The organism is Pseudoalteromonas sp. NZS71_1 (assembly GCF_015864305.1).
Classification (GTDB): domain Bacteria; phylum Pseudomonadota; class Gammaproteobacteria; order Enterobacterales; family Alteromonadaceae; genus Pseudoalteromonas; species Pseudoalteromonas arctica.
The window spans coordinates 40,576-62,254 of record NZ_JADYXM010000012.1; the positions used below are offsets into that span (position 1 = coordinate 40,576).

Annotated in this window: 22 protein-coding genes; 11 read left to right on the plus strand and 11 right to left on the minus strand. The window is 36.9% G+C overall.

Going from position 1 to position 21,679, the window contains the following annotated elements; translation table 11 throughout:
• Window positions 1-375: 375 nt before the first annotated feature.
• The 3 genes from I6F43_RS15670 to I6F43_RS15680 form a co-directional block, all read right to left on the minus strand.
• Complete coding sequence (locus I6F43_RS15670) at window positions 376-2,631, minus strand: aminotransferase class V-fold PLP-dependent enzyme (protein ID WP_197103088.1); 2,256 nt, start codon at window positions 2,629-2,631, stop codon at window positions 376-378.
• 135 nt (window positions 2,632-2,766) lie between these two features.
• Window positions 2,767-3,843, minus strand: a complete 1,077-nt coding sequence (locus tag I6F43_RS15675) for an AI-2E family transporter (RefSeq protein WP_169060373.1) — start codon at window positions 3,841-3,843, stop codon at window positions 2,767-2,769.
• The gene (locus I6F43_RS15680; RefSeq protein ID WP_002961455.1) at window positions 3,836-4,054 is read right to left on the minus strand and encodes a sulfurtransferase TusA family protein; all 219 of its coding nucleotides are present in this window, start codon (window positions 4,052-4,054) and stop codon (window positions 3,836-3,838) included. Before I6F43_RS15680 ends, I6F43_RS15675 begins: the two co-directional genes overlap by 8 nt.
• 145 nt (window positions 4,055-4,199) lie before the next feature.
• Here I6F43_RS15680 and I6F43_RS15685 point away from each other — a divergent pair, with 145 nt between their 5' ends.
• From I6F43_RS15685 to I6F43_RS15705, 5 genes are read left to right on the plus strand one after another with little or no spacing between them, the layout of a single operon-like run.
• Window positions 4,200-4,865, plus strand: a complete 666-nt coding sequence (locus I6F43_RS15685; RefSeq protein ID WP_007581045.1) for a hypothetical protein — start codon at window positions 4,200-4,202, stop codon at window positions 4,863-4,865.
• Between the two features lies 1 nt (window position 4,866).
• Window positions 4,867-6,324: a M48 family metalloprotease gene (locus tag I6F43_RS15690; protein WP_007581042.1), complete on the plus strand. Its 1,458-nt coding sequence runs from the start codon at window positions 4,867-4,869 to the stop codon at window positions 6,322-6,324.
• Between the two features lie 53 nt (window positions 6,325-6,377).
• Window positions 6,378-6,725, plus strand: a complete 348-nt coding sequence (gene arsC, locus I6F43_RS15695; RefSeq protein WP_007581040.1) for an arsenate reductase (glutaredoxin) — start codon at window positions 6,378-6,380, stop codon at window positions 6,723-6,725.
• Window positions 6,725-7,279: an NAD(P)H:quinone oxidoreductase gene (gene wrbA, locus I6F43_RS15700; RefSeq protein ID WP_007581039.1), complete on the plus strand. Its 555-nt coding sequence runs from the start codon at window positions 6,725-6,727 to the stop codon at window positions 7,277-7,279. Before arsC ends, wrbA begins: the two co-directional genes overlap by 1 nt.
• A complete protein-coding gene (locus tag I6F43_RS15705; RefSeq protein WP_197103090.1) occupies window positions 7,276-7,719 on the plus strand; it encodes a DUF2069 domain-containing protein in 444 nt (147 codons plus the stop codon). Before wrbA ends, I6F43_RS15705 begins: the two co-directional genes overlap by 4 nt.
• Before the next feature lie 82 nt (window positions 7,720-7,801).
• On the opposite strand, the gene I6F43_RS15710 is transcribed toward I6F43_RS15705, so the two are convergent.
• Window positions 7,802-9,139, minus strand: coding sequence for an ankyrin repeat domain-containing protein (locus tag I6F43_RS15710; RefSeq protein ID WP_010555074.1), 1,338 nt, complete (start codon window positions 9,137-9,139; stop codon window positions 7,802-7,804).
• A 230-nt stretch (window positions 9,140-9,369) separates the two neighbouring features.
• The gene (locus tag I6F43_RS15715) at window positions 9,370-9,963 is read right to left on the minus strand and encodes an MlaC/ttg2D family ABC transporter substrate-binding protein (protein ID WP_197103092.1); all 594 of its coding nucleotides are present in this window, start codon (window positions 9,961-9,963) and stop codon (window positions 9,370-9,372) included.
• A gap of 245 nt (window positions 9,964-10,208) precedes the next feature.
• Between I6F43_RS15715 and I6F43_RS15720 the strand changes: the two genes are divergently transcribed.
• Window positions 10,209-10,745, plus strand: coding sequence for an acyloxyacyl hydrolase (locus I6F43_RS15720; protein ID WP_002963116.1), 537 nt, complete (start codon window positions 10,209-10,211; stop codon window positions 10,743-10,745).
• Window positions 10,746-10,871: 126 nt separating this feature from the next.
• Window positions 10,872-11,018 (plus strand): DUF2897 family protein, encoded by a 147-nt coding sequence (locus I6F43_RS15725; RefSeq protein WP_197103094.1) that lies wholly within the window; start codon window positions 10,872-10,874, stop codon window positions 11,016-11,018.
• Window positions 11,019-11,071: 53 nt separating this feature from the next.
• Here the strand turns inward: I6F43_RS15725 and I6F43_RS15730 are convergent, their stop codons facing one another.
• Window positions 11,072-12,442 (minus strand): YjiH family protein, encoded by a 1,371-nt coding sequence (locus I6F43_RS15730; RefSeq protein ID WP_007583911.1) that lies wholly within the window; start codon window positions 12,440-12,442, stop codon window positions 11,072-11,074.
• Between the two features lie 66 nt (window positions 12,443-12,508).
• Window positions 12,509-13,570 (minus strand): outer membrane protein assembly factor BamC, encoded by a 1,062-nt coding sequence (bamC, locus tag I6F43_RS15735; RefSeq protein ID WP_002963120.1) that lies wholly within the window; start codon window positions 13,568-13,570, stop codon window positions 12,509-12,511.
• Window positions 13,571-13,929: 359 nt separating this feature from the next.
• Here bamC and I6F43_RS15740 point away from each other — a divergent pair, with 359 nt between their 5' ends.
• The 4 genes from I6F43_RS15740 to I6F43_RS15755 all read left to right on the plus strand — a co-directional run bounded on the left by I6F43_RS15740 (window position 13,930) and on the right by I6F43_RS15755 (window position 17,437).
• Entirely contained in the window at window positions 13,930-14,463 is a 534-nt protein-coding gene (locus tag I6F43_RS15740; protein ID WP_002963123.1) for a glycine cleavage system protein R, read from the plus strand.
• An 11-nt stretch (window positions 14,464-14,474) separates the two neighbouring features.
• The gene (bcp, locus tag I6F43_RS15745) at window positions 14,475-14,954 is read left to right on the plus strand and encodes a thioredoxin-dependent thiol peroxidase (protein WP_002963124.1); all 480 of its coding nucleotides are present in this window, start codon (window positions 14,475-14,477) and stop codon (window positions 14,952-14,954) included.
• Between the two features lie 321 nt (window positions 14,955-15,275).
• Window positions 15,276-15,527, plus strand: coding sequence for a ParE family toxin-like protein (locus I6F43_RS15750; RefSeq protein ID WP_197103096.1), 252 nt, complete (start codon window positions 15,276-15,278; stop codon window positions 15,525-15,527).
• Window positions 15,527-17,437 carry a tetratricopeptide repeat protein gene (locus tag I6F43_RS15755; protein WP_197103098.1) on the plus strand — a complete coding sequence of 637 codons (1,911 nt, stop codon included), beginning with the start codon at window positions 15,527-15,529 and terminating at the stop codon, window positions 17,435-17,437. The genes I6F43_RS15750 and I6F43_RS15755 overlap by 1 nt, the downstream gene beginning before the upstream one ends.
• Window positions 17,438-17,545: 108 nt before the next feature.
• Here the strand turns inward: I6F43_RS15755 and I6F43_RS15760 are convergent, their stop codons facing one another.
• The 4 genes from I6F43_RS15760 to I6F43_RS15775 form a co-directional block, all read right to left on the minus strand.
• Window positions 17,546-19,150 (minus strand): DUF2326 domain-containing protein, encoded by a 1,605-nt coding sequence (locus tag I6F43_RS15760; protein WP_197103100.1) that lies wholly within the window; start codon window positions 19,148-19,150, stop codon window positions 17,546-17,548.
• A complete protein-coding gene (locus I6F43_RS15765) occupies window positions 19,144-19,365 on the minus strand; it encodes an ABC-three component system middle component 7 (protein WP_197103102.1) in 222 nt (73 codons plus the stop codon). The genes I6F43_RS15760 and I6F43_RS15765 overlap by 7 nt, the downstream gene beginning before the upstream one ends.
• Complete coding sequence (locus tag I6F43_RS15770) at window positions 19,362-20,129, minus strand: ABC-three component system protein (protein WP_197103104.1); 768 nt, start codon at window positions 20,127-20,129, stop codon at window positions 19,362-19,364. Before I6F43_RS15770 ends, I6F43_RS15765 begins: the two co-directional genes overlap by 4 nt.
• 602 nt (window positions 20,130-20,731) lie before the next feature.
• Window positions 20,732-21,475, minus strand: a complete 744-nt coding sequence (locus I6F43_RS15775; RefSeq protein WP_197103106.1) for a class I SAM-dependent DNA methyltransferase — start codon at window positions 21,473-21,475, stop codon at window positions 20,732-20,734.
• Window positions 21,476-21,679 lie beyond the last annotated feature (204 nt).

The window sequence follows — 21,679 nt, forward strand, 5'->3', positions numbered from 1 at the left end:
CAATTGATTTAAAAATGTTTTTTATAAAAGCAAAACTCTTAACACTGCTTATTTACACTAAAATAAAGCGCCGATAGTATAACTAAAAATGCAAAAAAAGTGCTGTTTTTATAATTTTAGATGCCGATGATAACGCAATTTTTAGCTTTTGACACCGGTATCATAAAAATTTTATAAATTAATTTACCCTCAATTTTAAAGGCAACGGCATAGCTTAATCAATCAAAATGAAATATTCATGAATTTTCATAAGTACTACTAATTACTTTTTATACTCATTAACTAATTACTGTGCATGTTTACATTGCGTGCAATAAACCTTAAAAACAAAAAAATCGGCCCTAAAGCCGATTTTGTATAAATTACAATCTTTGTTTAATTACTAAGCGCTAACCCGCCACTTAGGTTATAAACCGTTTTGTATCCTAGTTGCATTAAATTAGTTGCAGCAATTTTTGAGCGGTTACCACTACGGCATAATAAAATGTACTTGTTATTTTTGTTTAATTGCCCTTCAAATACCGCATTTGCCATTCTGCTAAGTGGTATATTTAATGTTTTTTCATCTAGCGTATTAAATAACTGAGCAACATTATTTGCTCCATGCTCATACGGCTCCCGAGTATCTATTAAATATGTATCGCTGGTGTTTAACATTACTTTAGCGTCATCAAAATTTAATTGCTGTGTATCAACCTCAGGTAACGCATTTACATAACCACACAATTGCGTGTTATCTACTTGTTTTGTAGCGTCGTACTGCTGTTTTTGTATTGCAAATTCATCAACTGAAATACTGCCGCTCACTAACGCATCAAGTAATGGCGTTTGGTTTTGCTGTACAGCCCAGTTCATGGCAAAACATTGTTGGTAGTCGTGCCCTGAGCAAATAATGCTGGTGCTATTAAGTTGCTCGCTCATTGCTAAAATAGAGCGTGCCATTGCTTTTGCATCCCCACCTATAAGCGATGTATTGCCAAGCCCTGCAGGCAGTATTAAATCACCACAAAAACAGTAACGCGTTTCGCCATTACTGTTTTTTAATAAATAACTTACACTGTCTTTGCTGTGCCCAGGTGTAACTACTTTTTCAAGTACGTCGTTTGCCAAGTTAATACTTGCTGTATTTAGCGGCCAACCTAGCAAATCAACTTCACCTTTTACAACTCTTAATGCAAGAACGCTGGTTAGTAAATTAGTCGCTGACTCTCGCTCTTGATGCAGATGAGTATTAAGCACCGCTGATATAGTTAAGTTTTGTGTATTAGCTATTTTTTCAAAGCGCGGAATAAGCTCAATAATAGGGTCAATTATTACAGCGTGTTTATCATCGCTTACATGAAGCCAACTACATGCTCCTTGGTGCCTAAACTGAGTAAGGCCCAGTGCGCATACTTCTTGTTGTGGTGTGGTGCTGTCAGATACGATTAAACAGTTTGCCTGGAGTATTGCTTTTAGAGCGCGAATACGCACACAAGCATCATCAATATCGTGTTGTGTTGCAGCAGGTCCAAACGATAGCCTAATCGCGTTTTCGCTTTGCCACTTACTTGCACCCATTGCATCTAAAACAAAACTTGTTGATGCGCCTGTACTACAAGCCGAGCCTCCACTCACGCGAATGCCTGCAGCGTCAAATAAATCAATCACTTCTTTGCTCGTTAAATCGTTAACAGCAAAGTTAAGTGTGGTAGGCACGCTATAAGCAAAATCATGATTGAATGTAATATCGCCAAAGGTGTCTTTTATCGCGCTTTGTAACTGGCTTCGATAAGAGTTAAGTATGCTAATTGGTTTAAATGTATCGTCTGATTTATCAAGCAACATACTAAATAGCTTATTTAACCCTGCAATACCGGGTAGATTTTCGGTGCCTGAGCGCATTCCACTTTCTTGACCGCCACCCGCTATAAAAGGTGTGTACGCACTGCCACTACGAATATATAAAAAGCCAATACCTTTAGGTGCATAAAGCTTATGCCCCGAAAAAGGTGCGTAGTCTATTGTTGTATCACTCAGCGCGAGCGCTTGTTTACCGAGCGCCTGCACGCAATCCACCATCCACGATACATTTTTATTACGGCTACGAATTACCTGCTCAATAGCAGGTAAATCTTGATATACACCGGTTTCGTTATTAACGGCCATGGTGCAAATCATCAAAGCGTTATCTATATGTTTAGCTATAAAATCTAAATCTAAAATACCGTTACTATCAACCGGAATAGCAAGCACCTCAGCATTAACGTCAAGTACGCTATTCCAGTGTTTAAGTGTATTTGGCACCGCTTTATGCTCAGTAGCACCATATAACAATACGGGGTTTTTAATCGGGTGTTTTTTAGCATCAATTAACGTAGAAACCACCGCAGTTTGAATGCCTTCTGTTGCGCCAGAGGTAAATAAAATATCGCCATTACTTGCGCCAATAACCGTGTGTGCTTTTTGACGTGTTTGTTCTAATAAATGCTTGGCTTGAATACCTGTAATGTGCGGGCTTGAAGGATTACCAAAACATATTTGCATGGTATGAGAAACAACATCAGCAATACAAGGCAACACAGGGGTCGTTGCGTTTGCATCAAGGTAAACTTGTTTTACTGGCTCATCGTGCAATAAAAACTCAGACATTAAAAAACGCACCTTATTACTAAAAAATATATCTTATTACCAATAGTACATAAATTTACAGGTAATGAGTAATAATCAATTAGCACTAGAGGTGCGTTTACTATTCTTTTTTAGACTAAAAGTCTGTTTACTTAATTATTCACTGACCTCTTTACTTATCTCTTCATGCGTTGACGACCAAGCTGTTATTAGCGCTTTTACTAATGAAGCCAACGGGATGGCAAAAAATACGCCCCAAAATCCCCACAAGCCACCAAAAAATAATACCGCGACAATTATAAACACCGGATTTAAATCAACCGCCTCAGAAAATAATAGTGGCACAAGCACGTTGCCATCAAGCGCCTGAATAATTCCGTAAATAATTAAAATGGTCCAAAACTGTGTTTCTAATCCAAACTGAAACAGCGCAACTGCCGCTACAGGAATAGTGACGAGTGCCGCGCCAATAAATGGAATTAATACCGACAAGCCAACAAGCACACCAAGTAATGCGGCGTAGCGTAAATCTAAAACAGTAAATGCAATAAAAGACACACCACCAACAATTAAAATTTCAAACACTTTACCGCGAATGTAATTCATAATTTGTTGATTCATTTCGTGCCACACTTGCAAAATTAAGCGTCGTTGCTGCGGGATCAGTTTAGCAATGCTCCCCGTTAGCTCCAGCTTATCTTTAAGCATAAAAAACACCAGTAGCGGCACAAGCACTAAATATATAAGCCACGCAACAACATCTTTTAATGACGTAAGTGAAAACGACAATACAGTTTGACCAAACTCAATGATTTTAGCTTCTACCGTTGCAACAATAGCTTGTACTTGTTCTATGTTAATTAAACTTGGGTATTGTTCAGGTAAAGCCATTAAATAAGACTTCCCTTGCTCTAACATATGCGGGGTTTCTTGCACTAAGTTACTGGTTTGCTTCCAAAGCACTGGGCCAATAACCAAAATAAGGGTGAGCATAATGCTAATAAATATCAACATTACAATAATCGTTGCAGTAAAACGTTTTAAGCCAACGCGCTCTAAATGAACAACCGGCCAATCAAGTAAATAAGCAATAACCAATGCTACAAGCACAGGAACAATTAACGAGCCAAAAAAGTAAAGTAAGGCCACTGAGGCTAATAATAAAAATAATAAGGTAGACGAGTGAGGATCCGAGAACTTCCTTTCGTACCATGTTTTTACGTATTCAAACATGTAATGGCTCCACTAATAACAACCCACGTTGTTTATCAAAATTGTAACTATAAGCATTTTTTTGCAAAAAACGTTCAATATCGTTCGCACTTTCACCTTTATTAAGACTAAAAGTGATACGTTGTTTTGAAGATTGCGCACTTCGTAGCGCAAGTTTAAACTGCACAAATTGCTGAGGGCATTTAAACTCTTTTAAATCGCGCTCTACCATAACTACTTTATCCGTATAGTAAATGAATAATAAGTCGCATATTTACGGTCAATATACTTATATACCCAAACCGTTGTAACTTTTTGTTAAAACAATACCTGCAATAGTTTATCCTTATAACATAACTAGCAGTAAGGATAAGTTAATGCCTGGCACGCATAATAAAGCGCAACTACCCAGTAATCCAACACTCAAAGAGATTAATTGGTTTAAAAAGCAAATTAATTGGGGCGAACTACCTCCTTTTTATCACCTTGTTGCCTCATCAATAAGCGAATCAGAAGGGATTTTAGATCATGGATTCGATAATGCAGTTAAACAACTTATAGATAAACGCAATTGGAACTTAGATTTATTAGAAGGCCATGAAGACAGCCTTGGTGTAATACACACTAAACATAAGCCACGTATTGCGCTGCACCAAGTTTTTACCGACAGAGGCTTTGAGCTATGGGCACAGCCTTATGCTAAAGATGTTATTGTTGACCAATACATAAAAAATAATCGCTTTATGGAGTTTAGAGTGTGGGATCCACATTCAATGAAAAACCTGATCAGAATAAGTCAGTTACATAAGTTTATTGGCTTTTATTTTGAACGGGGCGACAAAGCAGATAAAGCCATTATTTTACATGCACATAAAGTAGTACATAAAATTATTACTTTTTTGCAGCGAGAATTGAACGTTGTAAAGCTTGATGGAGTCACAATAAAAGAACTATACCAATTGTGCGAAAAAGACAGCCGTGCAAGCAGTGACGAAATAGACATAGCCAAAATTGCAATTGGCGAACAAATTAACAAGGAATAAAATGCAGCTAAAATCAGCATTTATCACTTTATGCAGTGCCGCGCTTACGTTTAGCTTATTAGTAAGCGAACCTTTGAAAGCGCAAACCAATTTTACTCTTCCTGATTTAGGGACATCTGCATTACAAGCACTGCCACTTGAAAAAGAACAAGCTATTGGCGAAGTAATGATGATGCAAATACGAGGTTCATCGCCAGTTATAAACGACCCTGTGCTAGATGAATACCTCACGACTATTGGCCGTAAACTTGTTGCTAATGCTAACGATGTACGTTTTCCGTTTTCGTTTTTTTGGATAAATAACTCAGAAATAAATGCATTTGCATTTTATGGCGGGCATGTAGGTGTACACACCGGGTTAATAGCTCAAGCCGATAACGAGAGCCAGTTTGCTTCGGTACTTGGTCACGAAATTGCTCACGTAACACAGCGCCACTTAGCACGTAGAATACAGCAGCAACAAGATAACAGCGCGCTGACCATTGCCGGTATGATTGCAGGTATATTAGCAACCGTTGTTGCACCCGACGCGGGTATTGCCATTATATCTGCCAGCCAAACACAATCTGCTTTTAGTCAGTTAACGCATAGCCGCTCAGCTGAGCAAGAAGCTGACCGCATAGGCATGCAAACACTTAATAATGCAGGATTTGATCCCCGTGCATCGAGTGAGTTTTTAACTAAACTTGCCGCGCAAATTCGCTATAAATACAAGCCACCAGCATTTTTGCTAACTCACCCATTACCAGAGAGCCGTGTATCAGATGTACGTTTGCGTGCAGAGCAATTTCCTGTGCGCCTTATGAATGCGAGCCTTGAGTTTAATTTAGCAAAAAGTCGAGTGCTTGCCCGCTATGACAACAAACCAGAAAACGCAGAAGATCTATTTAGAAAACTACTGCGCGAAAACACCTACAACAACACTGCATTAAAGTACGGCTTAGCCATAAGCTTGCTTGATCAAAAAAAGCTTGATGAAGCAGCACCAATATTAGACGAGCTTTTAAAAAACGATCCTAAAAACCTATTTTATATAGATACCCATACCGATTTACTTATTGCACAAAAAAAGGCAGATGAAGCCGTTAAGTTTTTAGCCGACTTAAATCAGTATCGCCCTAATAATCAGGTAATTACACTTAACTATGCCAACTCAGCACTTGAAGCTGAGCAATATGAGCTTGCTGAAAATATTTTAAAGAGTTTTTTACTCGAAAAGCCAGATCATAACTTAGGCAAACAACTCCTTGCAGACGCGTATAAAAAACAAGATAAATTAGCCTCTTATCACGAAGCTAACGCCGATGTATTAGCACAATATGGTGCTTATTTAAAAGCCGCAGACGAAGTACAAAAAGCACTAAACTTTGTAGAGCCTACTCAACTTGTAAAGCAACAACGTTTAAAAGCACTACTTACCCAGTATCGACTTTTACAAAAAGAGCTTGCAAGACTTTAAGTCTGCAAGCGGTTACCCTAAAATAGACGCAATTCACACTTTGGAATCATTTTATGTCTGTTACTATTTACCACAACCCTCGTTGTTCTAAATCACGCGAAACGCTAGCGCTACTGCAAAGTAAAGCAATAGAGCCAAGTGTTGTAGAGTATTTAAAAACGCCTCTTACACACGAGCAAATTTCAACGCTTGTAATCCAACTTGGTTTTTCATCCGTACGTGAATTAATGCGCACAAAAGAAGATGACTACAAAGCACTTAATTTAAAAGATGAAAGCAGTGAATCAGCATTAATAGATGCCATGGTACAAAATCCAAAACTAATTGAACGCCCTATTGTAGTGAATAACAATAAAGCAGCGATTGGTCGTCCACCAGAAAACGTACTAAGCGTTTTATAATGAGTGCAACCATAGTGGTGCTTTATCACTCAAGCCATGGCTCAGTTGAAGCAATGGCTCACGAAATAGCAGAGTCGATAGAGCAACAAGGTGCTACAGCACTGCTTCGCACCTTTGTGGCTAAAAATGCGCACGACATTGTGATCACCAAAGATGATTTAATAAATTGCGATGGTTTAGCATTTGGTACACCAACCCGATTTGGCATGATGGCCTCTCAAGCTAAAAGCTTTTGGGAAACCACCAGCGACTTGTGGTTAAAAGGTCAGTTAATAGATAAGCCAGCGTGTGTGTTTTCGTCATCAAGCAGTATGCATGGTGGTAATGAAGCAACCTTACTTAACTTATCTCTGCCACTATTACACCACGGTATGATGCTACTGGGCGTGCCGTACGATGTACCCGAACTACTTGCAACACAAACAGGTGGAACACCATACGGTGCAACACACGTTGCTGGCAGCGCTAATAGTGCACAACTAAGCAAAGACGAAATTAAAATATGCCAAAGCGTTGGTAAACGCCTTACTCACATTGCGAGAAAACTTAAATGAATACAGCTGACAACCCAGCTAAAAAGCCGATTACAGTAAAGTTTCAGCGTGCCGCACTATTTGGCTACGTAGGTTTACTTGTTCTTATTCCACTGTGGATGTATTTTGTGCCACCTCTAAATGGTAATGCGAGTTTAGTGTCTTTATTTTTGCCTATTATTCCGTTACTACTGCCGCTAAGAGGCATAATTAAAGATAATACATACACTTATGCGTGGGCTAACTTTGTTGTAATGTTGTATTTTATTCACGGACTTACCATGCTGTGGGCCGCTCCTGATGAATTAATTTGGGTATTGCTAGAGCTTGTGTTTGCCTCTTCAATGTTTATTGGCTGTACTTACTACGCAAGACACCGCGGACAAGAACAAGGTTTAAAAATCCGAAAGCTTAAAGAAGAACTAGCTGAAGAAAAAGCAGCAAATGAGAACGGTAAATAAGGCTTAACCATAAACGGTTATAAATACAAAAAACGCGCTTAAATTGCTTTAAGCGCGTTTTTTATTAGCTGTTTAAAAGTGACTAAACCAAATCACTTAAGGCAGCTAGCACCACAATGCTCGCCAACCCTATTTGAGCAATTAAGCTAATAAACGAAAAGCCTCTAAGCACAAATAAGCCCCAAGGGTGTTTAATATGTGGATATAACGCACAGCGTTTTAAAGTGGTCGCAAAGAAAAAACAAATCACTGCCGCCATAGTTAAACTCAGCGTCAGCTCACTTTTAATAGAGAGTGTTTCATCAAAAAAGAAGAACAACTGCAAAGGCAGCAATATAGTGACAATAGCGTGCAGCACATGTACTTTTTTAATTCGATCAAACTGCCCTTCTGGCGAAAGCTCTTTAATACCAAAGTCACGCTCTAAGCATTTAACTAAGTTATTAGCTTTAATACTAACCGCCAAACGGTAACAACTTAAACCTTCTTTATTGCGCGCTCTAAAGTTATAGCCCGCTTTAATAAGCAGCACCATTAACGATTCATTTTTAGCAAATACAGCGTAATGAAGTGCTGTGTTACCTAAATTATCAACCGCTTTTTTGTCTTGCTTTGCAAGTAGCGTTTCAACCACATTTACAAAGCCTTTTTCGGCGGCCCACATAAAAGCTGTTTTATTGTTTTCATCAGCAAGAACACCTGTAGCCCCTTGCTCAATAAAGCGCATTGCCATTGTTTGCTTGGCTGTTTTTTTACGCAGGTGCGTTAATAATGCTTTTTCTAGCAGTACAACAGAGTCAACATCAGGAGAAACCTGTGTAAGCAACGTAAAATAGTCTTTACCCGCTGCCACTTTTTCGCTGGCAAGTTCAGAAAGAGTATCTAAATCAGCAATAGACTCTGGAATAAACGCACTTAAGCGCTCTCTAAAATCAACTTCTTTCCAAAGGGCTAATGTATCTTTTGCCGAAAGTTTACTTTTATTATTTAGCGCATGCTCAATTAACGTGAAATAGCGTTTACTAAAAAACAAATCGACTAAAGACAGTGGCGTATCTATGGTATTTTGTGCAGCCACACTTGCGTATTTTTCAAGGCGCTGGCATAGCATAAGCACTAAGCTTTCAGGGGTGTATTCATTATCGTAGTAATGGCTTTTAACCGCACTAATATACGCTTGTGCGTCTTCGTCATATTCAGAGATATGTTGAAAGTAACATTCTTCAAATGGTTCTAGCGGGGTTAGCCATGCCAAATAATAAATAGGCGGTAACACGGTGGTGCATACACCATCGTCTTCATTTGTAGAACGACAAGCAGGCCAAGCTTCCAAAGCATCTAAAATAAAGGCACCGTTTTGTTCTACCAGTCCTTTAATAAGTAATGGGTATTCCTTTGGCCAAATCAGTACATTTTCCATTAAAACAACACAACTCCAGTGTGGCTTGGGGGTGGTAAGTTATATCAGTTTTTAGCTGACACCACGCTTAATCAAAGTGTCGATATTCTAGCACACCTTTGTTTTGCTGCTAGCGCAAAATTACGCAATAACAACAATCCTTTACTTACAAATATAAAAACGGCCAAGTACATAAGTAATTGGCCGTTTTTGAGGTTGGAGTTGGGCTTAATCAGAGCCAGACAAATAGTCTATTTACTTTTTAACTCGCTAATAACTTGATCTAAACCCACTTCAGAAATACGTTGAATAATCTCTTTTTGCTTAGCACTTAATAGTGAAATGCCTTCGGCAACAATATCGTATACTTTCCACTCATCATTTTTACCTAAACGAAGCTTAAAACTTAAGTCGATTGTAGGCGCATTTGGCTCAATAATTTGTGTATTAACTGTTGCGTACTCAGAGTCACTTTTTGCGTTATTACGCTCAAATACTACTTTTTGACCTGTGTACTTCATTAGTGCACCAGCGTATGTGCCTGTTAAGTAATGCTCTATTGCATCTATAAATTGAACTGCCTGCTCGCGCTCAATGCCTTTAATGTGTTTACCTAATAATTTAAACGACACAAACTTAACATCAATATGTGGCATTAAACGTTTTTCAACAATGGCAGCCATCGCGTCTTTGCTTGCTGTGCCTTTTGAATTTACTTGGCCAATGTCTGCAAATAGCTTATCGGCTACTGATTCAAGTAACTGGTCTGGCGATTGCTGAGTTTGTGCAAATAACGAACTACTAAAAAAAGCAGTGGCTAAAACGAATAGTTTAAAGAGTTTCATAATTGTATATGTCTGTGTGATTAAGATGGCTGTAATTTACGCGAACTATACGCAATAAAAAAGGCACAAATAAGCAACTTATTAATGCCCAAATCGCACCAATAAAATAACTAAAATAAATTCAAGCAGTTAGAAACCTCCATTAACAGGCCATATACAACCGGCATTTTGTCCTCATTGTAATTGTTAATAGGTCGCCCTTATCATTTAGTTATCAACTTAAATCAAACAAACATTTGGCACCTATGAAAACGTCACTTAAAACACTTATTATCTCTTTTGCATTAGTAGTTTCACTTTTTGGCAAACTTGCTTTTGCTCAATCGAACCATGGTTATGCTGTTGATTTTCTCAAAGGCGAAGGTAACGTAAACGGCGTTAAGCTTGCGTATCAGTATCATGCACCTAGTATGCAAAACCTTATTGGCGATGCTCGCTTTTACTTTGAAACCAGCGTAAACATGTGGGAATACCGCCACGGCGATGAAACACAATCAAACCTAGTACTTGCTATGTCACCTGTGCTGCAATTTCCTGCCTTTAGTTTTAACAACACCCCATTTTATGTAGAAGCAGGAATTGGTGTATCACTGATTGATGAGACGCAGTTTGCCGGTAAAAACATAAGCACTCACTACCAGTTTGAAGACCGTATAGGGCTCGTTGCCGACTTTGGCCACACTAACGTTGCCCTTAGAGTTATTCACTACTCAAACGCAGGCTTTAAAGAGCCAAACCCAGGGCTTAACTTTTTAACACTTTCGGTAGCTAGACGCTTTTAACGTTATTGATTGTGTTTAAAGTTATTGATTGTGTTTAAAGTTATTGATTATGTTTTGAGTAATTTAATTGCTGTTATAGCGTAAAACGGTCACACTTAAACGTACTAAATATTAAGTGATACTGCGATGCAAACTTGGCATATTATAATTATTGTCGCCGTTGTTTTTGCTATTGTCATTGGTAATATTGCGCTGATTAGACTCTCTGCAAAAACGGAGTTTAAAAAGCCCAACGCCAATATTAAAAATACAACAGACACAAAAAAGCCCTGATTAATCAGGGCTTTTTTAACAATACCGATTCGCTTAATTATATTTTCGTTAATTTAGCCTACTAACCAATGCGCCATTAGCGCAATAACAGGTAAAGTAATTAGCGTTCGCAAAATAAATATAATAAACAACTCTAAAATATTTACCGGTATTTTACTGCCAAGTAAAAGTGCGCCCACCTCAGACATATAAATAAGCTGAGTTACACTCATTGCGGCAATAATAAAGCGCGTTACATCACTTTCAATTGTACCTGCTGCTAATATTGACGGAATAAACATATCAGCAAAACCAACCATAATAGTTTGCGACGCTGCTGCCGCTTCGGGTACTTGTAATAACTCTAAAAATGGCACAAACGGCATACCTAAATACTGAAATATAGGCGTATGCTCAGCAATAATCAGTGCAAATGTACCTACTGCCATAACCACAGGCAATACACCAAACACCATATCAAGCGCGTTATGTAAGCCCTCTTTTATAGTACCTTTAACACCCGTTGAGTTATCTGCTTTAGCTAATGCAACATCTAAAGAATGACCAAATAAAGTTTTATGACCCGGAATTGTTTCAGCGTCTCTATCTGGCTCGGTGCCATCAATCAATAAATCTTTTTTAAAACGCAGTGGCGGTAATCGCGGCACAATAATTGCGGCAACAATACCGGCTAAACATACCGTTGCGTAAAACGGTGCAAATAGGTATTCAAGTTTAACTTGCCCAAGCACCACTAAACTAAACGTAATTGAAACCGCTGAAAACGTAGTACCAATAATAGCTGCTTCGCGTTGTGTATAGTGCTTTTGATCGTACTGCCTTGCAGTCATCAAAATACCTACACTACCATCACCTAACCACGATGCAGTACAGTCAACCGCACTTCTACCAGGCACACCAAATACAGGGCGCATTACTTTAGTCATTAACGTACCAGCAAGCTCTAGTAGACCAAAGTTAATTAATAGCGGCAGTAATAAGCCCGCTAAAATAAATACCGAAAACAACACTGGCAATAAGTCATTTAATACCAACGCGCCAGTATTGGCCGAGGTAATCATCTCGCTACCTAGGCTTAAGTACGTCATTAAACCAAACGCCATTCCAAATAAGCGCACCACCAGCCATGTCCAGCTCACGTCAAATAAATGCTTTAACAAAGGTGAGTTACATATAGCGGCGGGTTTAAACACTTTAGTAATTACAGAAATAACCCCTGTAATACAAATAATGAGAGTAATAATTGCTTGAGCAGAGCCAAGCATCATTGCTTGAACCGCTTTTGCCATAACGGCAATAGGAATGGTCATTCCTTGCGAGGTACTAATGGGTGTCATAAATAAAAACACACCAATTAACGAAGGAACCAAAAAAGTAAACCAAGTGCGCCACGTATAGTGTGAACGATGAGGTAGCTGAGACATATTTATTAACCTATAAAAACCACAAAAAGAGCATAGCGCTCTTTTTGTGGTAAAACTTATTATTATTTAAATTTTAATGCCGCGCTGAATGAGTGCTGCTTCTAATGCTTGTTGTAAACCATTCATAGTACCTGGCTCAAGCGTTTCGCCTTTGTCATCCATCCACGTTAAGCTAGTACCGCCTTCTTTAGTTTTACTTACTAAAATTTGGTATTGGCCTTCATCAATAGGTAGTTGAGCTACGTCATCACCCCAAATTGAATCCCAAACGCTTGTTTCCGGTTTAGTATAATCAGCAGTAATTAAGCCCGTATCTGGGTTAATTTCAACAATAGTGAACGACAAGCGCTCTAAAAAGCCAGAGAAACGATCAAACACAGCTTCGTAAGATTGCTCAGTTACAAGTGCTGCATTACCTTTGTTATCAAAGCCCATTTCAAGAGAAATAATACCTTGGCGTTTACGCATATCAACTTCAAGTTGACGGTAACGGTAATCAAACTCGCTCACTACTTGGTTAAGCGCACGTACTTCTAACTGCTGCTTTAACAAATCAGTAAGTGTATGGTCGCCTTTAAAGTCTATCAGCTCTACACGTAAAGACGCAGTACGCTGATGTGACTTTTCTTCAATAGTGAATCTAAACTTTTCTAAGTCATCGTTAACTTCATCGCCCCACCACCAAAAGCTTTCTTCTGTTTTGATGATTGAGTACCAATCAGTTTCAATGATACCAAGTAGCTTATCTTCTTTAGTTGTGCCCGCGTTATTATCAGCAAGTACCGATTGAATCGTATCCCAAAGAAATTCATCTAAATCAGCAATGCCATCGTTTTTATCAAAATAAATACGCGCTTGTTTATCTGTCTCTTCTACCCAACTGCCTTTAGCAATTGTTAATACTTGTGCCGGTGGGCGGTAATTTGTAGCTTCAGGATTATTGTCGTATTGACCTACATCCATTTTATAAACTGGGTCTTGAGCTGGTTGAGATAACGACGTTGGTGCTTTTACAGGCTCATGCGTACGATAGTTACGTTCGTCATGTGCCTTATTAATAAATACACTACACCCTGATAAACTTACCAATACACTTACTGCAAGTGCTTTTGGGATCCAATACTGCACAGATATTTCTCCTTAGCATACCCTTTAATTGTTTTAACAAATATATGAGTGGGTAATGCCGATTTGGTTCAGTGTAAAATCAATATTAACTTTACATTTATTATTTGGCTGCCTAAATGCAATAAAGTTCAGCACTTCTACTTAGCAATAAAACTAAGCGCAAATAAGCAAATTTTAGCTATGGTACTTTCCCGTGCCAGTAAAAACAAGAAACACCGCACTTTAAAAGCGCTTAATTAGCGTGTGCTGTAGTTTAGAGCCCTTTTTGTGTTAAACTTCGCCGCCGTGCAACTTCTCGTGTGTATTTTTGGTGTTGCCAACTCGGTTGATATAATCCAAGTAACAAGGTATTTGAACTCATGACTGCATTTTCAAATCATCAAATTGTTTTAACAGCGATTGGCGAAGACAGACCCGGTATTGTAAGTGAACTAACCCAACTGGTTAGTGACTGCCACTGCAACATTATTGACAGCCGTATTGCTATTTTAGGCTGCGAATTTACCTTCATAATGCTACTCAGCGGCGACATGTCGGCAATAAGCCGCATAGAGCACGTACTGCCTACTAAAGCCATGGAACTTGGCCTGCTAACCATGATGAAGCGTACAGCGAGTCATACTCCTAGTGAGTTTTGTGCAGGTTACACCCTAGAATACACTGGCATAGACACCCCTGGCACATTGAGCAAAGTAACGCGCTTTTTTGCCGATAACAACATCAGCATTTGTTCATTAAAGTCAGACACATTCGATGAAAAAGTCGACATGAAAATGCGTTGTGAAATCGAATTTAATATTCCAGTTGATGTAGATATAGATCAATTTAAAATTAGTTTTGAGAGCCTTTCTCACACACTAAACGTAGATTATATTTTTAAACGAATTCGTTAAGGATGCTAAACATGAACACAATTAGTCCATTACAAGCTGGCGATACTGCACCTGCTTTTAGCCTACAAAACCAAAACGACGAAACAGTAACATTAAGCGAGCTGTTAAAAGAGCAACAAGTGCTTGTGTACTTTTACCCTAAAGCGTCAACGCCGGGTTGTACTGTACAAGCCGAAAACCTACGCGATGAGCAAGCACAACTTGCTAAATTTAATACCCGCGTTGTAGGTATTAGCCCAGATCCAATTAAGCGCCTTAAAAACTTTGAAACTAAAAAAGAGCTTAATTTCGATTTATTAGCCGATGAAGACCACGCCATTGCAGAAGCATTTGGGGTATGGGGTTACAAAAAGTTTATGGGTAAAGAGTACGATGGTATTCACCGCCTAACATTTTTAGTAGGCCAAGACGGTAAAATAAAACACCTATTTGATAAGTTTAAAACCAAAGATCACCATCAAGTGGTTTTGGATTATCTTGCGGCAGAGTAATCTCGCAGCAGAATAAGCTAGCGGCACAGTAAGTTAGCTACCAGCTATTAGACAAATACAGAAAAGCGTTGCTCAAGGGCAACGCTTTTTTTATGCTGGTTATTAAATATTTAGGTTAAGTGAAAGCATGATTGAGGGATAAGTAGATAGTCAATAATTTTGATGACTGGAGTCGAGATTTGATCCCGACGAATCCGTATACTTTAAAATAACCCTCATCAAGCGATTCTAACTTAATGTTAAATTAATCATAAATAACTTTATGCTGCCAATTTGGTATCCCTGATGATTCATTTTCACTAACAACCAAAGGAAATGAAAATGAAAATAAATAAAATTATTGTTTTAGGAAGGTGCCCTAATTGGGTCTTACAAAAAGCGACAACATTGATTAACACTGCTGGCGCTAAACATAAAATAAGTAAAAAGTTAGCTGGTATGAAAAACCATTATTCAATAAAGATTAGCACTAATTATCGGGTTTTATGGACTGATTCAGGAGATTTCTTTGTTGGTAAACATAACTATTACGACAGAAAAATTAAAAATATCAAAAGAAAAGGAACTTGCTAATGGATGCTCATAAACTAGCACTTACGGACGTAGTCAAGAGTCTGGGCTTTAATAATGCAACTGCTGTATCAAATAAAGTACGAGATATTTTAAAAGCTAAAGAAGGGTTTAAAGATAAGTTTATAATTGACGAAAGATCTGATTTTGAAAGTGAAAATAGACGAACAGAAAAAACTTATGTTTCTCCTAAAGCAAAGGTGCTAATCGACAATTTAGCTATTTTATTACAGTATTCAGGCTTGTTTGGTAGAGGTACTGCAACAACTTTTCCTGCATATCGAGAACTTTTAAAAGGAATTGATGACAAGTTTTTTAAATCAAATGTCATTAAGCATACTCAAACCATTAAACAGAATATTGAACTATCCAAAAGTAGTTTAAAAGAATTACCTATTTTTTCTAATGCTGTATTAAACAAAAAAGTCGTAGATATTACTAAAGATAGTCTTCGTGAGTTAATGCAAATACATAGTAATAATAGTGAAGTATTGGATTTAACTAATACTTTTAAATTGAGTGCTTGGAATGAATTACTTGAGTATCAAAATGAACTTGAAAACAATGAGCAGGACTCAACACTTTATCAAAAAATAGGAGAGAAATTCTTTGAGTTAGGAGATCACGAACAAGCTTCAACAGCACTGATTACATCAACAGAACTTGATCCAAAAAATGGTACCGCTTGGGCAATAATATCACTTATATTTCATTCAAGACTGAGGGAAAATAAGCACTCTCATTATCAAGCTCTTGCAAAAAATGATTTTTCAGAGGCAATTGAACACCCAATAACGTCTGAAGAGCACTGGGTAAACGAGCGTATAGAAGATACCTATAATGATATTATTGAGCTAAACAGCCAGTTTGTTACTTCCGCAATTAATGCTTTATCTTTTTGGCCTGTATGGGAATATTCAAAGACTGAAAAAAAGCCAAATTATTTTTATAATTTGAATCAATCACACGATACGAATGTTGAAGTTGAACGAAGATACTTCTTTATCAAATTAATAAATGAAATCAGCTTTAATCAATTTGGGCGGCATAAAAGTGAAGTGATTGATATCGTACGTTCATTCCAAGGGTGGAACCCAGAATTATATCCTCAAACTAATTTAATTCACGACATTAATAATAATGATAAATCTAATTTAATGAGAATATTAAGTTGGATTTCGGATGCCGATATTAAAAACGCTTTAAATTCTTACTTTGCTAATATTTTAAATAATTCATACAGAGCACATGATGATTTAGCACTATTGAAAGATGGGGCTGTACAAAGCCTTTATAGAAAGCATATAGGGAAAAATGAATATAAAAAAACCTTAAGTTCATTATTGAAACTAGACATAAAAAATCAAGAAATAGATATTTTTAACAAGTTATCAAGCCCACACTTTTTCGAAGTACATTCCGAGCTTACAGCGGTCAAAAAGAAATTCGATGTTGAAAGTAGGTTTGGGAATACCCCTCCGACTTGTTATTTAGAAGATATTAAATTGACTGATAAAGAGGTGCAATTAGCGCTGTCGAAAGCGTTAATAAATAGTGATGGTTGGCATGACTATTTATCCGAACAAGCATGGGTTAATCACCCTTACTCATTGGCTATACATTGCAACTTTTATGGTCTTATGTTGCTCTCAATTTTACTAGAACTGATAAAATCACAAAACTTAGAGAGAAATATAATTTGTCTTCGGGAGTTATGTGAACATCAACATGCTATGAGATCTTCTTTATCTAAAATAACATCAGTTTTATATTCCGAATTAATTAAGCGAATTGATGTTGATATAATGGAAAAAAATAACAAAAATGAGCTGTTGTTATGTTTAGAGATCATCTTTGATTTAAGACGTGTTTTAGACGATGAAGAAGATGAATATAATGCTACTTTTGATTAAAGCCATTTAATCAAATACTTAACTCATCTCACAAGTATGCGGTGAACTATATTAGCTGAAAATTAAGGGCTGCTCATAAGCATAAAGCAGCCTATTTTTAATATAGGGTTACTTATTCTTCCACGACTCATTGAAAGCTAAGTTTTCTGAATCTAAAGCCAAAAACTTATTCTGTAGAACTAATTTTTGAGTTTGTTTGTTAAATCGGCTTAACTTATCAATGGCTATGAAAGCCTGTTTTTTAGTGGTTGTATATGTATTAAAAATCTCTTCTAACGCATGATCTTCAATATTTGAAAAGACAATTAAATCGTGAATTAAAATAGGTAAATACGTTTTTTCAAGAAAACTCATGTCCATTGCGATCATGTTTGCAAATGCTTTACCTGTACCTGAGTCGTCATTATGACTAAAATCATATCTAGTTTCAGAAAAAGATATTTTAGGGTTTACTGGGCTACCTTCATAAAATTTACCAATATATTTTGACATGGTTAAGTTTAATTGGTCTTCTATATTACTCAATGATGTAACTAGTTTTTGAGTTACTTGATTCGAAAGATCATCACTTTTTGTATCTATTATTGACTTTAAATCCCTAAATCTAAGCTGATCACGTAACTCTTTTTCTTCTACTGAAAGCTCTAATAACTTATCTACTATACCAGAGGGTTTATCTAACATGCTCAAAGAGCTAATTAATTTTTTATCTATGTCATTAATATCTAATTCAACTAATCTAATTTTTTCCTCTAACAAGTCTTTTTCATTTCTAAGTTCAGCTTTAAGAATCTTAGTTACACCTGAGTGAAATTGATCAACTTTCGCTAATTTTAAACCATCCACGTCAGGAAAATAATTTGAAAGCTTTTCAAAATTTTTCTTGTTGATTGTGTTCCCATACTTTAGATTGTTTTCAATTCTGTTTAGTCGATTCTTTGTCTGAAATAATGAACTAACGAGGCCATCCTTTGTGGATTTTAGCTTTAGATTTTCATCATTAATAATCTGATTAGCATTTATGGAAAAACTTTCAATACTTGCTTTCATTGTTGCTATTTCAGCTTCAACTTCCAGTAGTTTTTTTTCACTTTTGTTTATTTCTCTTTTATTAAGTGATTGTAAATAGCCTTCATCAAATGCACCTTTAAGGATTTTACTTTTATCATCAGTCTTTTTCTTTTCTTTTTCTAAATCTTTCACTGCACTGTAAAATGAAAATAATTTTAGGATATTTGGTTTTATTTTTGAGTAAGGTTCGTTTGGAAAAGAATTTAATGGTCGGTTTGGATTGTTGTTATCTTTACCCCATATTCTAAAAAATGGATTAACAGCAGATCTAAAACTTGCAGCCCCTTCAGGAAAGCTGTAATACTCACTAAGAAAAGCCCTATATATGGAAATTGATTTTTCTGGTTTATCCTTTTCACTTAGGTACTGTACTACTTCTGGGTCGTTTGTACTTCTAGAGAAACTGTATTTTTGGTTGCTAAATATAAAGTCCATTTCTACGGTGATAGTACCTACATGTTCAATGACATCAGAACACAATTTGATAAAATCATCACCTGATAAAGCAAAATCAATAAGCATTAATACAGAGGATTTCCCTATCGAGTTAGTACCGTCATCCGCACCAACTAAAGCATTAAGCCCATTACTAAACTCCAGTTTGCTTTTAATTAATTGATTACATCTTAGTTCTTTTAACATTTCTTGATCTTCCCTATATCAGTATCCATATCAATTTTCCCCAGAATATAAAGAGTATCAAGTGAATATATAAACTCCTCAATACCTAAAAACTTCTTCTTTGTGAGTTTATATAGATCGATTAATAAGATTTCATCAAATTCAATATCTAAAATGTATGTCATTTTAAAGACAATAGAGTCTTTAAATGGAATTGTTTTATTTGGTGTGATCATGAGTAAACCTCACAATTTTGAACAAAAAAAGATACAAGTATCTCTGACACACTTATGTTCTTACAGTCAGTATTTATTGTAATCCAATCAGTTAAAGCTGAAAAAATTTGGGTTTGATTTAACCCGTTTTTTTTAAGTTTCAAGTAATATGTTTTTACTTGGCTGTATATAGTGTCGGAAGTATAGGGGCATGTTTTGTCTAATTCAGCGAATTTAGATTTAATTTCAGAATAAAAATACTTCACATTATTTTGTATTTTTAACTTAACCAAAAACTCTAAAGTGTTATCGGATTTTGTCTCTACTTTGAGAGCATCAATGGATAATTCTGCAAGTGCCTCGCCACTCAATGAGGTGAGTCTTTCTATCACTTCATTCATCTCTTTATCAATAGAGCTATCAAACCAACCATTTTTTAAATTCGTTAATCGTTGTAGTTCAATTTTGATAGCTACAACTTCACGATAACCTTTAACTGTACGTGGATTATCGAAAATTTTATGACAGTCACGACATAGTGCAATTAAATTATCTTCATGATCAACATCACTGTTTAAGCGAACCTCATCTTTAAGTAATATCTCTTCATGAGGCCGTGGACTGTGTGGATAAATGTGAGCAACTTCATAAAGCTTAGTCATTTGCCCCTTCCCTTTTTTCATTAAAGGTTTAGTGCATTGAGGACAAATTCCACTTACTTCATCAAATAAAACAAGCCCCATATTTTCTGTTGGCTTTTTCCTCTTGGGTTCTGATTTTGTCACTCGATTTCCTTATAAAGTTAGCTCTATAACTGCCAACGACCATAAATTTAAAATGTTATTAGATGACTTTGTTAATATTACAGTTTAAAATTTATTATTAACACTATAAATTTCAATATATTAATAACAACAAGTTACTATTTATGTAGAGTAAGTTTAACTTGTCGCAGGTAGGAGCTTTAAAATGTTTGGTGAGGAATACCGTTTATTGTCCCAGGAAAGACATTTAACTAAATCTGCTTTTTTTGAGTGGTCTTGATGCAATCAAGAAAGCAAATATAGATGATCGAGGCTTGTTCTACTTAGGTATGTTTCAGCTATCTATCGGTGTTGAACCAGCGGGGTCTGAACCAGCGGGTCAAATCTTGACTTCACACATCATAATTAATTAGCGCCTTCTTTTACTATTTTTAACATCATATAAATTAGCTATTTATATTCGCCGAAACTTAAATAAGCTACTGTGTCGGATGGCGCTTCGCTTATCCGACCTACGTTTTCAAATATATAATGTGGGGTTATTGGGGGCGTGGGTATTGGAGGTTCGTTGGGTTTCGCTGCGCTCTACGCAAACTTGTATCTCTTCTTGATGAGTGTTTGTCTTAAATTTTTACGCAGACAAAAATGGCGTTGCCTGAGCGCTGTGCCCATGGGGTTATTTTGTCGTAGTCATGTTCAAATATGTGGAATTCGAAGTACGGCTTTAAGGCTTCTTTAAGCTCGGTATAACTAAAAGCAACCATTGGGTGCTCGTCGTGCCATACGAGAGTGTTGTCTGCGGTGGTTTTTTCTATGCTGAGTTTTAATAACTGTTTACTGCCAGTGCCACTGTAGTGCCAGCCAGAGCGAAATGTGAAGAAGCTATTTTCGCTTGTTGCGGTGTGCTCTACAAATGAATCGCTGTCGATTTTGTTTTTATCAACAGTGTTAAAGCAAAATATCCCACCTACATTTAATGCATTGTGCACGCTAGCAAGGCACTCTTTTAACTTATCAATTCCGTCGCAGTAATGCAGTGAATACAAAAAGCAGGTAATTAAATCCAAGTGCTCAGTGACCTTAAATTCACTCATGTTTTGCAACGAAAATTGCGCTTCTGGGCAGCGAACTTTTGCTTTATCGAGCATTGGCTGGTTTAAATCAAGCCCACTACTTTTATAGCCGTAATCAATAAAGTGGCGGACATGCGGGCCGGTACCACATGCTAAATCGAGATGGGTATTTCCGCCATTACCAAAAATTTGGTGCAGCCTGTGAATAGAATTGCTTTGGGCTTGATAATCTATATCTGCGCACATTAAGTCGTAGTAATCAGAAAGGTCGGTGTAGAGTGCATTTGCGGACATATAAGCCTAGTGGTAAGTAGTAGAATATTTTTAAGTCGCGCATAGTAAACTAATTAGCACAATTAACGAAGAAGATATGAGCTTTAGGGTAGATGTAATCTTAGGTTATAAAGTACAGGCTATAAAGTACAGGGTTGTCGGATGGCGCTTCGCTTATCCGGCCTACGTATTTAAATATTATAAAACGTTATTAGAAAATGGTGC

Coding starts and splice junctions, on each gene's coding strand:
- I6F43_RS15670 (WP_197103088.1), bottom strand. CDS start 2,631: ATGTCTGAGTTTTTATTGCACGATGAGCCAGTAAAACAAGTTTACCTT.
- I6F43_RS15675 (WP_169060373.1), bottom strand. CDS start 3,843: ATGTTTGAATACGTAAAAACATGGTACGAAAGGAAGTTCTCGGATCCT.
- I6F43_RS15680 (WP_002961455.1), bottom strand. CDS start 4,054: ATGGTAGAGCGCGATTTAAAAGAGTTTAAATGCCCTCAGCAATTTGTG.
- I6F43_RS15685 (WP_007581045.1), top strand. CDS start 4,200: ATGCCTGGCACGCATAATAAAGCGCAACTACCCAGTAATCCAACACTC.
- I6F43_RS15690 (WP_007581042.1), top strand. CDS start 4,867: ATGCAGCTAAAATCAGCATTTATCACTTTATGCAGTGCCGCGCTTACG.
- arsC (WP_007581040.1), top strand. CDS start 6,378: ATGTCTGTTACTATTTACCACAACCCTCGTTGTTCTAAATCACGCGAA.
- wrbA (WP_007581039.1), top strand. CDS start 6,725: ATGAGTGCAACCATAGTGGTGCTTTATCACTCAAGCCATGGCTCAGTT.
- I6F43_RS15705 (WP_197103090.1), top strand. CDS start 7,276: ATGAATACAGCTGACAACCCAGCTAAAAAGCCGATTACAGTAAAGTTT.
- I6F43_RS15710 (WP_010555074.1), bottom strand. CDS start 9,139: ATGGAAAATGTACTGATTTGGCCAAAGGAATACCCATTACTTATTAAA.
- I6F43_RS15715 (WP_197103092.1), bottom strand. CDS start 9,963: ATGAAACTCTTTAAACTATTCGTTTTAGCCACTGCTTTTTTTAGTAGT.
- I6F43_RS15720 (WP_002963116.1), top strand. CDS start 10,209: ATGAAAACGTCACTTAAAACACTTATTATCTCTTTTGCATTAGTAGTT.
- I6F43_RS15725 (WP_197103094.1), top strand. CDS start 10,872: ATGCAAACTTGGCATATTATAATTATTGTCGCCGTTGTTTTTGCTATT.
- I6F43_RS15730 (WP_007583911.1), bottom strand. CDS start 12,442: ATGTCTCAGCTACCTCATCGTTCACACTATACGTGGCGCACTTGGTTT.
- I6F43_RS15740 (WP_002963123.1), top strand. CDS start 13,930: ATGACTGCATTTTCAAATCATCAAATTGTTTTAACAGCGATTGGCGAA.
- bcp (WP_002963124.1), top strand. CDS start 14,475: ATGAACACAATTAGTCCATTACAAGCTGGCGATACTGCACCTGCTTTT.
- I6F43_RS15750 (WP_197103096.1), top strand. CDS start 15,276: ATGAAAATAAATAAAATTATTGTTTTAGGAAGGTGCCCTAATTGGGTC.
- I6F43_RS15755 (WP_197103098.1), top strand. CDS start 15,527: ATGGATGCTCATAAACTAGCACTTACGGACGTAGTCAAGAGTCTGGGC.
- I6F43_RS15760 (WP_197103100.1), bottom strand. CDS start 19,150: ATGTTAAAAGAACTAAGATGTAATCAATTAATTAAAAGCAAACTGGAG.
- I6F43_RS15765 (WP_197103102.1), bottom strand. CDS start 19,365: ATGATCACACCAAATAAAACAATTCCATTTAAAGACTCTATTGTCTTT.
- I6F43_RS15775 (WP_197103106.1), bottom strand. CDS start 21,475: ATGTCCGCAAATGCACTCTACACCGACCTTTCTGATTACTACGACTTA.